Here is an 11,946-nt window from a genome sequence, read left to right on the forward strand (position 1 = left end):
GTCAACCGCTATTGTTTTTAATAAATGTTATTTTATCTAAAATAAAAATCAACTGATTTTTCTGTTGTCTGTCAACCCGCTGACATACATATTCAGCACATATCTTAAATGTTGAGTGTTAGTTGCAATAAATGAAATATTTCTTTATTAAAATAAAATCCTTATTTTATATTTTGTCTAACTTCTATACCTCTATTTTTTAAAGCTTGCACAATTAAATCTATTACACCATAATCATCTAAATCTAAAATGAGCATACTTTCACCCCAGATAGAAGTCCATTTTTCTTTTGGCATATAATTACATCCAAAGTGTCCATGCTGTCCATTTAATGTATCTTTAACAATTTCAACAGTAGAATGTTTTTCATTTTTATAATGTATTTTACTTAAATCAAAATAAACATTTGCTTTAAATCCATACCTTGTTGATACTACTTCTGTCTTTACTAAGGACTTTAAAAGTTGATAAGTTCTTTTATATTTCACAGGTGTATATTCTTCATAATATTGTAAAAGTTTTTCTGCGATAATCGAATAGACATCTTCCTTGACTTGTAACAAAGTATCTTTCATCTGATTATTTAAATGTTTTTCTAAATCTTTTAGATTTTTAAAATTCATATAATAACTTTTACTTTAAAACTTTTAAATGCTGATTTTGATAATTGTTTACTAATTCGTTAATCTTTTCTGTGAGATTACGAATCTCTTCGTTTTTAGAGTTTATCAAATCACTTTTATTGCTTTTGAATTCTTCAGATTTAACATAAGCATCTACAATTGCATTAATATCAAGATTTTCAAGATTGAGCGTATTTAATTTTTCCAAGATTGTATTAGCTTTTACTTGGTCGAAATGAATTTTCTCATTCAAAATCTTAAAGAAGTTTGAAATATTTTTACTTACACTATCTTCATGAATACCAGTTTTATATTCAATATTATAACTTGTTTCTTGTTTCAACTTTTCAATAAAGTTTTCACCAATAGCACTTTTTATACTATCAATAACATTAGTGTTTTTGATAAAATTTTCTGTATCATCAATCGACATATCACCTAAATCAATATCTGTAAGAACATTAATAAGTGCAATATCAAAAGCTATATCTTTAAGGCAAGAAAAATAATCATCATCTATAAGGCAAAGTCTTGCAGTATTTTTGATGATTTTAATTCTATCTGACATATTAACATAAGACTTTATCTTATACTTAATTTCTTCATTATTATACTTATAAATATTTTCGCTCATACTATTTCTCCTTATTAAAATCATTAGTTTCAAAAAATTCAGTTAAATTCCAATAATAATTCACTCTTTTTTTATTGCCTTTGATTTTTACTGCATTATAAGATATTAAATCTATTTCATTAAAACTTGATTTATTAAGTCCATGATACATCTTCATAAAATCACCTATATATTGCATATAAGTTCTTTCAATCCCTATATCTTCACTTCTAAAATTAAAAACAAAACAAGGGTAAACATTTTTATATATAGAATATTCTTGTAAAGATAAAATTTGATGTTTATGTATCATTTTTCTTGGTTGAGTATCGTCTAATTCTATCTTTTCAAAAGTCATATATTTATCCTTAGTTGTTTTTAATTCAAGACAATAAAAAATACCTCTTTTACCATCAAATAAAAAATAATCACAAGGATTTTTATGCGTAAAAAAAGTAAGATTACTTTGCGTAAATGCTTGCGGAGAATCTTTAAGTCTGTATAACAAATATTCATCAGAAATAGATTTTTTAAAATTCTCCTCAAATCGTTTTCCTACATTTTTCATTTTTACCTTTCTCTTTGTATAGTAGTTTAATAATAATACGGTTTTCGCCTTAAGACATAGTTATAAATAGGTTCACCGAAAACTATTCCAGCACCTCAGCACCGACTTATACAACGAAGAAGTATACTTCATAAGTGGTAAATTGTAAAAAAAAGGATATATAAAGCAGTGATTGCTCATATATCCAATAAAATATCAATCACTATTAATACTACTCTACAAACTTCTGTTTATTACGCTTTCTTTTTATTGTAACATTATTTTCTGTTTTGTTTGCATTTTCTGTATTCTGAATATCTTTCTCCTTATCATTGTTCAAAATATCCTTAATAATAGCCTTAATATTCTCTCTTAAATCTTCTAAATCAGACAAATCAACATTGGCAAGTTTTTCTTTTGCTTCTGCTTTACTGTATACATTGGTAGATAACCCATGTATAATCTGATAAATTTTATAATGTTCTGCGGTATCCGTATGTATCTTCCAAGGTGACAATCTCATAAATTCATTACAAGAATTACATACATAATAGCCTTTTCCACATATACTACAATATGCGTTTATCTTTTCTGCCATAAAATTCACCTACTTTAAATAAGAATAGGGAAGGGGCTATATACTAAATATAACCCCAATTAATTCAATTATTCGCTTACTACAATAGTGAAAAGGTCATCATTTGTTTCATCACAATAATCCTTTGACATATCAAATTCAAATGGATGTTTTCCTGTTGATGTAAGTGCAAGTTCGATAGATTCAGGATTAAGCTTTGTCTTAGGACAAATAACTGCACCAGAATACACAAGATTATCATTACACTTATCTCTGAAATAAGCATAAATTATCGCACTACAAGTCTTAGGGAACTCAGAAGTCTTATTAGCAACCTTAACAGCTTTTTCAGTTTCGTAAGCATATTCTACATAAATCTTACCTGTAAGTCCTGTTGGTGTTTGAATTTCCTTACTTGAATCAGAAATAACAAACTCTGATTCAGAAACTGTAGAACCAGCCTTATAAGATTTTCCAATTTCGGAATTAGAAATAGAATAAATAAATTTTACGCTATCCTTAATTGGTTGATTCTTCAATGTAACTTTGCTATCTGCAATTTCAAGAATTTCATAAGTATGACCCTTTAACTTATTAGTTAAACTTGCAACTTCCTTAGTTGAACCATATTGTGCTGCTGCAAGGTCAAGAGAAAGCAAAGAATTTGTAGCACTAAACTTAGCCTTTTTTGCACGATAAAGTGTTGTAATAACAGAACCAATAGCATCTGTAATCTCGTCACCCTCAGCAGTACAGTTGAGTGAAGAATCCTCAAGTGAAGTAAGCCTGTAAAGCATTTCCTTTGTTTCTGGGTCTGTAAAAGAAATTGAACGAACCTTATCTAAGATAAGTTCATTCTTGTTAAATGTGTCAGCCATAATTTTCCTCCTAAAATTTCATTTAAAAAAGAGCCTTAAAGGCTCTAAAATTTTATATATATCCAGTAAAATCTAATCTACTTTTATCAATACCTTTTAAATTAGCAAATCCAGAATAAGCACCTTGCAATAACATAGTAGCATCCTGAATTTTATTAATTCTTTTGATATTGTAAAGTAATTCATATATTTTCATTTCTCCAACTTCTTTTCTACTTATTCCTGAGTACATAGAAATTGTAGAAATATATGGTAATAAAACACTTTTAAAATCCTCATATTGTTTGCCTATTGCTTCATCACGAGCATCTTCTATCAAATCTTTTTTAGTTTTTTCGTTAGCAGGAATTTCATTATTTCTCTTTAATCCATGTATTTTACGAACTACTTCAGTAATTTTTGCATAAATGTACCTATTGATAGTTATATCATTTTCTGTATTATAAAGTATCACTTGATTATTTCGAGTATCTTTATATAATTTAAAATCAGCCAAATCAATATCTTTGAGTATTAACTTTAAAGGATTTTTACTTAAACTTTCTATATCAACATTTTTTACTTGCTCAGTATCTTTTATATTATTAAGAAGCTTCTTCTTACTTGAAACAAGCTGAGAAATAACTTTTATGAATAAATCATAATCATCTATCTTTGTATAATCTATTCCCATATCCCATAATTGCCATTTTAAATCAGCACCAACACTTGTGAGATTATACACTGCATTAAAATAATCTTTCTCACCAAAATTTTTTATCTGCATAACAGTAGGTTGAGTTACAGTTATTTTATCTGTAATTTTAACATCATCACCATAATACATTTCTAATTCATTATCAATCATATATATTCCTCACTATTATTACAAGGCGAATTATTTAAATCAGTTGTAACAAATGTTAAAATGCGATATAAATAATCCGATTGATAAGAACCTTCCGTATTACTTGATAACCTTATTATACCAATGCCTAAATCAGACCTACCGTTGAATTTTTTATCAATAAGCCTTGACAAATAATCATTTCGATTGTCGGTGACTTTAGGAATATTATCCACAATCATATGCCTATAATGAGATATGATTCGTATTTCTAATGTCGGAGTAACATATATTTTATTATCCATTCTATATGATTCGGGTATATGTACTTGAACTGTAAGAAAAGTGTTTACTTCTTTTATTGTATAAGGGTCTTGGTCATAATTAAATATATGAGTATTAATAAGTTTTTCAGGTGTTTTACTATCTACTGTAGAACTTCCTATTGCTTGTACTATTGTTTCATCTTTTATCAATTCTTTTATTATGGTATTCTTAATTAAACCAATACTTGAACTATTTGCCATTATAATAATGATTTAATATGAATAACCAAACTTGTTAATGGAATATTATTGTTTTCAGAAGATAATATCAATTTTATATCCTCATCAACATAATTATCATTGTCTACCCCAATAGCAATTTGATTATCATATTCCTTTACATAAAGTTCTTCTTTAAAATCTGAAACAATTTTCCAAATAGGAATAACATTATTTAACTCATTTCCATTGTCATCATAAAACTTAGCAGTAAATATCTTACTATCTCCACCTGATTTTATAATATTATCCTCATATATAATTACTGCCTTCTTATTTTCTTCAGCTTTATCAGTTTCAAAATAATCGCATATTCCTAAATCTGGTCTATCCGTATCACTATCATTTTGATATTCAGCTAAAGTAACTTTAACAATACCCTTTTTGCCAAACTTATTAGTTGTAGTATCATTTTGTGTTACAATAAAAGAAGTTGGATTTTGTTTATTATAATCTAAGTAAAATCTTTGTGGTGTATCTAATACAACAGTATTCTCGTCATAAGGTAAAGACACTCTATGTTGCGTTGTTCCTAATGTAAATTGTCTACTGCTTGTTTCACCTGAGTTATACTGTGTTGTATTAATATCAACACAAGGATATTCCAAAATTTTACCTTCCTTGTTTTGCCATTTTAAAACCCAATTACATTCCAATAATTCGCCTTGATAATGAATATCATCAATATTAAATGATTTGTTGCATAACAAATATAACGAATTTTTATAGTCATAAAGTATATCACCTATTATAACAGGTGTATCTATCAAAGTCTGAAAACTCATTTTGTTACCATCAACATTTGAGAAAGTTCTTTCATATAATCTAATTTTTATTGGTACTTCGTTATCATATGTTCTTTTGCCTAAACTCCAAAAATAAATTATATTATTAGTAGAACTATCATCTGTAAAGGTATAATCTAATAATCGCTTACTATTATTTACATTTTCCTGCATCATTGAGCTTCCACTTAATTCCATTTTTTTCTTGAATTTTTCTAAATAATTGATAACAAAACACCACCCTTATTTAGATTTTTGATTTATAAGAATGTTCAGTAAATGAAGTTTTAATACCATTTTTTAAGTCATCTCTTGTTTGATTCCAAGAATACCTTGACAAAAGTGTTTCATTTTCTTTTAAAAATGTAGAGTGCATTTCCATCATTTTTTCTAATTGATTAGCATTACTAAAAGCATTAAAATCTTTAGAACTTAAGCTAACTTTTAAAACTGATGGCACTCTTATATATGTAGAATCTAAATATTCAAGCAAGACATAGTTGCTTAATATTTCGATTTCCATATCAGATAAATCTGAGTCAAACTGTTCTAACTCATCATTTCTATTCGACAAATCTTTTCTACATATATGAAACCTTGAAACGGCAGGAATAATATAATCATGTAAACAATCCTTTACTTCTTCTGCCGTCATCAAAGGAATTTCATAACTTTTAAATTTGGGTAAAAGATTAGCCCAAATAACATCATAAGGTGTAGCCACAATATCTGCCCCTTATTAAATAAGTTTATTAAATAAGTTCTACCTTGAATTTATTTTCTAAAGTCTTAATAACAGATATGCTTTCAATTTTATCTTTGGTGACCATTTCTTTAATTTTATAAATGACAGTTGTCTTTAAAGAATTATCCATTTTAGAAATTTGTGAACAGATATTTTCAATGTTTTCCTTTGTATATGAGCTTGAATCCATAAGATACTCATAAGTATCATAAATTTTTGATAATCCAAACTTTTCGATTACTCTATTATCCATTGGCTTGAGCCAAAGATTCCTAAAATATGATTTATAGTTTCTCCACATATTCTTTAAAGTTTCAAATGTAAGAATTTCTATATCACCAACATTATCCCAAGCATAATACTCACCATTCTTACTATCTTTATAACTTACAGATGGAATCAATGAAACAACTTCTATTTCTGTAATGTCAGTTAAAGGTTCTTGTGAGCTTATTCTGCTTTCATTAACCTTAGAGTTTCTGTTAGAAAAATCAGCTCCTACAGCAGATGTAGAAACTGATTCTTCACTAACAATATTAGTTGTTGCCTTTCTTGGCATAATATCACCTTTCTTATTCTCTTATTTTTATTTACTTATCAAGAAAAAGTAAACAGACCTGCATAAGCTGGAAGAACAAAGCCCATACCCATAAGCGTCTGAACCTGAACATCAATAGTTGCATCACTATTTCTCTTAGAGCCATCAATAGTACCAGTGCCAATATCAGAACGAGTATCGCCAAACCATTCAAGCTTAATAGGCTTAGTATCACCGCCAAGAATAAACAACTTATTATCATCAAGTGCAAGGTCAAATGTACCAGACTTTAATGTCTGAGGGATGACCATAAGTCTATTACCTTCCCAATCAGCAATAGAACCTGTCATAGCCTTAGCTTCCTTTTGGGAATTTGCGAACATCTTGTCAGGAACAATGTTAGCAAGCTTTCTTAAAGCACCCTTAGTACCTGCAATAGTGAGATTCTCATAACCACCAGCAGCCTGAACCTTGTCACAAAGTTTACCAACAGCTTCTTCACTATTACCTGTTGCTGCAAAATCAGATGGGAAGGCATTAGCTACACTCTGGAACTGTGTATAAATTCTATCCTTAATATACTTATTTACAGACTTGTAAACTACATCAAGAAGCTTATCAATAGAGGTAATACCAGTAAGAAAACGCTCAAGTTCATCATATACATGAATGTATATCCATTCCTTTGGAAGTGTGATTTCAGAACCTAAATCAATAGCCTGTCTATTAGTATCCCAGTGATTACCAGCAAAACGAGAAACAGTAAGGAGTCCACCTTCTGTATAGAATGAAGTTGTATCTCCTAAAGCACGATTCTTAACTTCTACAAAATTTTCAACAAATGGCGAATTAAAAATATTCTCACCAATAGTTGTGTTTACAACTTCCTCTACAATCTCATAAATCACAAGATTGTTTCTTCGAAAAGCCTGAAAAAGTGTAGCACCCTTTAGAATATCGCCATTAATTTTATCTCTAAGATAACTTTCAAGGTCTTTCTTAGATACCTTATCCTTGTCTATATGTAATGAAAAATCGCCTCTTGCTAAATCAAGCGTAAGGTCATAAATCTTTTCATTTTCTGTTGTGAATTTAGTCTTAACCATTATTTATCCTCCTTACTTTTAGGCTAAAGTAGTAACCTTAGCTTCATACATAACTCTTGAATATCCATAAGTGTTAGCTACTGTAACAAGAGTTGCACCCTGAACTCTCTTACGCATAATAGTAGCTTCAAACTTAGCGTCCGAAGTTGCACTATCGCCTGCAACTAACTTGCCTGTAGTTGTATCAATAGTAAGGAACTTACCAGTATCAGCCTTTGACTGTGTTGCCGAAGTGATACCATCAATAGAAATTGCAAATCCATCATTAAAAGCAACTACACGCACTCTAAAAGGAGTTCCAGCCTTAATGATAAAATTATCCTTTCTCTGATTAGTTATCTTGCACTCATCTGACTTCCAAACTGGCTGGTCAACTACAACAACCTGCTTTCCAGTTGCTGAACCCTTTACAAACTTATAAATAACATCTTCGCCATCATCAAGTCCATCAAGATAGCCGAATGTACCATTTTCAATATCTTCAGTTGCTACTGCATCAAAAATTCTTTCTGCATAATGAGTAGACTTCATATTTACAGATTCAAATACTGTATAATTAGCCATAAATTTCCTCCTAAACAAAATAAAACCTGCGAGATTAATCGCAGGTTAAAGTTTTAAAATTAATATTTTATATCTTACTTATGTAGTGGTATATTACCATATTTTGTAGATACATAATTAGTATCATCGTCATCATGAATACTTGTATCTGATACATTAACAGTTAGTGAATCACTACGCTTACTAAAGTTTTTTCTTAAATTTTTCTTAGCGAAAAGAATAGCACATTCACTTTCAATATCCTTAACTGACATTTCAGACTTCTTTTCTTTTAACTGTTCAAATTCTGCAACATCAGAAAGTGCTAAAGAATATTCATTAAAAACATTTTCTTTTTCTGCTTCTAACTGTTCATTAATACGCTTTTCTTCTGCAAGTACATATTCATCATACTTAGGCTTAATTTTATCATAATCAGCTTGAAGCGTTTCATACTTAGAAGCAATTTCACTCTTTTCTTGATTAAGAATATCAATTTTCTTATCAAATTCAGAAATGCGATTTTCAGTAATAGAATTGTCAATAGTATTTTCGCCATCTTGATAATTTTCAAAAATAATCTTTTTTCTTACACCAGTGCTAAAATCAATAATAGGCTTATCGTTTTCTACTTTAAAAGTAAAACCATAAAAATTCCAATGGTCTTTTCTATCTTCAACAATTACTTCATTACCTTGAACATCCCTAAAATAATATCTTGGAAATCTATCGCCCCATTGGTTTGTTTCAGTTTCATAATCTTCTACAATATTAGCAATATCATTTATCGCACTCTGAACAGTTTGTGTGAAATTTTCTTTATTTGTATTCTTAATATCCTCCATATTTCTTTTACCTCCTCCATCAAATTTTAATTTATTAAATTCTTCCAATCTATTCTTGATTTCAGAAAATACATTATCAACAGAAAATTGCAATGTAATATTAGAATCAATCATAGCTGGTTGAATACTTTCATCAGTTGTTGACAATATACAACAACCCGCAAATGAGAATTTAGTAAATGTAAAAATGCCATTTTCATCTTCAGTGCCATCAAAGTTATTTATTTCTAACTCCATTGACTGTCCTTTACTAATATCTCTTTCAAAAACATCAACGGCTTCATTGAATTTTGTCCAAATAAGACCATCTACTTGTAGATATTCTCTTTCTTCGCCATCACTTGAAATCTTTTTTACCCATCGGGCATTACAAGATTCAGGAATGACACCATACGCTTGTCCTAAATAAACTTCTTTTATTATATCATTTTCAACTACAATTTCATGCTCGTGTCCAGTAAAATCCTTTTCGCCGTTTTCATTTTCTTTTATATAGCCTAAAATCGGTGTATTTTTAATAGTTTCTATATTTTGTTCTACTACTTCTTTCGTAAAAACACTACCATTAAAATTCTCACCTAAATGCAAAACATCAATAGTAACATTCAAAAATCGTGTATCTTTAGTTTGATATTCACCATTAATACTAAAATTTACTGGTAATAAAAATCTTTTATTTTTATCCATTTTACACACCTCCATTCTTTAATCACTATCTATCTATATTACTATCATTATCTTCAGTTTGCTGACCTGCTATATCTAATGTTTCACCCTTAGAAGCGTTTGTCGGTCTGCCAGCTTCATCACTTGAACTGTTATAAGATGAGGATAGAGGAATAAACCTATTTTGAAAATCAAAAATATCAGTATGTAAAGTATACGCATTTAATGCTCTTGCTGGTGTCATATCTAAAGAAGCTAAAAATTTATCAATTACATTAATGCCTAAAGTACACGCTTCTTTATATTTCTTTATCACATTATCACGATTAAATATAGTAGTATCTAATAAATAAAAATTAAATTTAAAATTATTCTTATTATATTTTCTTATCTTTATAAAGCGATTTATCCATCTTTCAAATTGTCGGTATACACCATATACAAAACCCGAATCATTCTCAACAGATAAGTTTACAGCAGTACCCGATGAACTACCATTATATAATTCCTGACTTATACCAGATGAATTATAAACTTCATCTAAAGCGTCTGAAACATTGTTTCGAGTATTATTACTATCTTTAAAAGAAATTGCCTTACCTTCTGAACCTAAAGTATGTATCAAACCAATATCATCAGGCATACTATTTCTATTTATCTCAGCAAATACACTTAACATTTCAGGTGAAACAACAGGCTTATCTACCGTATTTTCATCGACAGGAACTTTCATCATAATAGCTTTATAATTATCCGTCTTAGCTGATTGTAATTTTAACTTCTTATATAAATCTAAATCAAAAATATCTCTAATAAGATTAATTAGAATTGGATAAGGATATATCCATTGACTATTTAACTTTATACAAATTTGTTTATCAGCAGGCGGCAAATACCAATGTTCAGATAATTTTCCATCTCTAAAATCAATCCATGCTTGTTGAACATAATCAGGATAAGAGCCTAAATTCTGAGGCTTAATTTTTGCTAAATCTATTGCGAAATTATAAAGTCCGTCTTGAAGCTTATACAATTTACAAATAGAAAAATTTACTTGTTGTATAAAGAAATCAGCTTGATTTTCAATTACAAGTCCACAATAAACATCTTGATAGGGGAGTGTCTTGAAAATTTTTGAAAATTCATGCTTCAAATTCATATTTTCAAGTTTTACACTTAATGTTGAATAAGCTTTCTTCAAACTTTCAATATTAATATTTTCTTTTACATCATATAAATCAACACCCCAACAGAACAATGCCATATTACTGTAATAATTATTAAGCCTATAATAATGTGGTGATATTTTCATAAGAGATTCAGAAGCACTTAACAAAATTCTCCAACAACTATAAGGATGTTGGAGAGCATACTCTATATCTTCAAATTTATATTGTCCTAAAAAACCTGATTCTATAAGAGTGTTATTTGTAAATAAATCTTGCATTATCAATCTTTGATACAAACTTCTATATAAATTATAATCAATAGGTTTACTGCCTTTAATAGAGTTATTAAATAACTTCTCGTCTTTCTTATAATAATTATTTTGTTTACCTCTTTTTGTCAACATATCACCACCTTAATATAATTTTGCTTTTTTGTTTAACTTTTTAAAAGTTGTTGCGTAATCATTTAATTTGAAACCTTTTTTAGTTTCTTGTAAAAACTCACGCTCTAATTGACATTGAACCCAATAATTATAAGCCAATGAGCTATATCGGTCTTTTCGCATACCAGATTTTTCAAATACTCGCACATTAGTTCCTTTGACTTCATACTCAAGATTTATCAATTCGTAAATAAGTAATGTAGTTTGAATATAAGGCATCTCATAATCAAGTTGATTAGCTGTAGTCAACTTATCAAAATCTTTAATTCGTTTTTTTAATACTTCTTTCCCTTCATTTTCGGGAATAAGTAAATTAATTTTTCCACTTGAAAAACCACTTCTAAGAGCTACACAAATTTCATTGTTAAATGCAGGGTTTGCTTTAATAGACCATATAACTTTTTTAGCTTTATCAACTTTACATCTATCAGCCATAACACTATCATTACAACAACTTAAAGCAGGATAAATTTCTCCATTTTCAGGGTCATAAATAT

The 11,946-nt window shown here is 28.7% G+C and carries 14 protein-coding genes and 1 pseudogene; all 15 read right to left on the minus strand.

The window, feature by feature from the left end; translation table 11 throughout:
* Positions 1-161: 161 nt before the first annotated feature.
* Positions 162-623 carry a hypothetical protein gene (locus QZ357_RS07485; protein ID WP_290774106.1) on the minus strand — a complete coding sequence of 154 codons (462 nt, stop codon included), beginning with the start codon at positions 621-623 and terminating at the stop codon, positions 162-164.
* Positions 624-633: 10 nt separating this feature from the next.
* Positions 634-1,257, minus strand: a complete 624-nt coding sequence (locus QZ357_RS07490) for a hypothetical protein (protein WP_290774109.1) — start codon at positions 1,255-1,257, stop codon at positions 634-636.
* A 1-nt stretch (position 1,258) separates the two neighbouring features.
* The gene (locus tag QZ357_RS07495) at positions 1,259-1,804 is read right to left on the minus strand and encodes a hypothetical protein (protein WP_290774112.1); all 546 of its coding nucleotides are present in this window, start codon (positions 1,802-1,804) and stop codon (positions 1,259-1,261) included.
* 211 nt (positions 1,805-2,015) lie between these two features.
* Positions 2,016-2,381, minus strand: coding sequence for a hypothetical protein (locus tag QZ357_RS07500; RefSeq protein WP_290774115.1), 366 nt, complete (start codon positions 2,379-2,381; stop codon positions 2,016-2,018).
* Positions 2,382-2,449: 68 nt separating this feature from the next.
* On the minus strand, positions 2,450-3,238 hold the full coding sequence (locus QZ357_RS07505) for a hypothetical protein (RefSeq protein WP_290774117.1): 789 nt from the start codon (positions 3,236-3,238) through the stop codon (positions 2,450-2,452).
* A gap of 52 nt (positions 3,239-3,290) precedes the next feature.
* Positions 3,291-4,085, minus strand: coding sequence for a hypothetical protein (locus tag QZ357_RS07510; RefSeq protein ID WP_290774121.1), 795 nt, complete (start codon positions 4,083-4,085; stop codon positions 3,291-3,293).
* Complete coding sequence (locus tag QZ357_RS07515; protein WP_290774124.1) at positions 4,082-4,591, minus strand: hypothetical protein; 510 nt, start codon at positions 4,589-4,591, stop codon at positions 4,082-4,084. The genes QZ357_RS07510 and QZ357_RS07515 overlap by 4 nt, the downstream gene beginning before the upstream one ends.
* The gene (locus tag QZ357_RS07520; RefSeq protein WP_290774127.1) at positions 4,591-5,571 is read right to left on the minus strand and encodes a hypothetical protein; all 981 of its coding nucleotides are present in this window, start codon (positions 5,569-5,571) and stop codon (positions 4,591-4,593) included. The genes QZ357_RS07515 and QZ357_RS07520 overlap by 1 nt, the downstream gene beginning before the upstream one ends.
* A 70-nt stretch (positions 5,572-5,641) precedes the next feature.
* Complete coding sequence (locus QZ357_RS07525) at positions 5,642-6,118, minus strand: hypothetical protein (RefSeq protein WP_290774130.1); 477 nt, start codon at positions 6,116-6,118, stop codon at positions 5,642-5,644.
* Positions 6,119-6,146: 28 nt separating this feature from the next.
* On the minus strand, positions 6,147-6,698 hold the full coding sequence (locus tag QZ357_RS07530) for a hypothetical protein (protein ID WP_290774132.1): 552 nt from the start codon (positions 6,696-6,698) through the stop codon (positions 6,147-6,149).
* A gap of 38 nt (positions 6,699-6,736) precedes the next feature.
* Positions 6,737-7,783, minus strand: a complete 1,047-nt coding sequence (locus QZ357_RS07535; RefSeq protein ID WP_290774135.1) for a hypothetical protein — start codon at positions 7,781-7,783, stop codon at positions 6,737-6,739.
* 18 nt (positions 7,784-7,801) lie between these two features.
* Positions 7,802-8,347 carry a hypothetical protein gene (locus QZ357_RS07540; protein WP_290774137.1) on the minus strand — a complete coding sequence of 182 codons (546 nt, stop codon included), beginning with the start codon at positions 8,345-8,347 and terminating at the stop codon, positions 7,802-7,804.
* 74 nt (positions 8,348-8,421) lie between these two features.
* Positions 8,422-9,858: a hypothetical protein gene (locus tag QZ357_RS07545; RefSeq protein ID WP_290774140.1), complete on the minus strand. Its 1,437-nt coding sequence runs from the start codon at positions 9,856-9,858 to the stop codon at positions 8,422-8,424.
* A 25-nt stretch (positions 9,859-9,883) separates the two neighbouring features.
* Complete coding sequence (locus QZ357_RS07550; protein WP_290774142.1) at positions 9,884-11,410, minus strand: hypothetical protein; 1,527 nt, start codon at positions 11,408-11,410, stop codon at positions 9,884-9,886.
* Positions 11,411-11,419: 9 nt separating this feature from the next.
* Positions 11,420-11,946: pseudogene (locus tag QZ357_RS07555) on the minus strand (hypothetical protein); the annotation flags it as partial.

The sequence above is a fragment of the Anaerofustis sp. genome (assembly GCF_019420015.1).
Lineage (GTDB): Bacteria > Bacillota > Clostridia > Eubacteriales > Anaerofustaceae > Anaerofustis.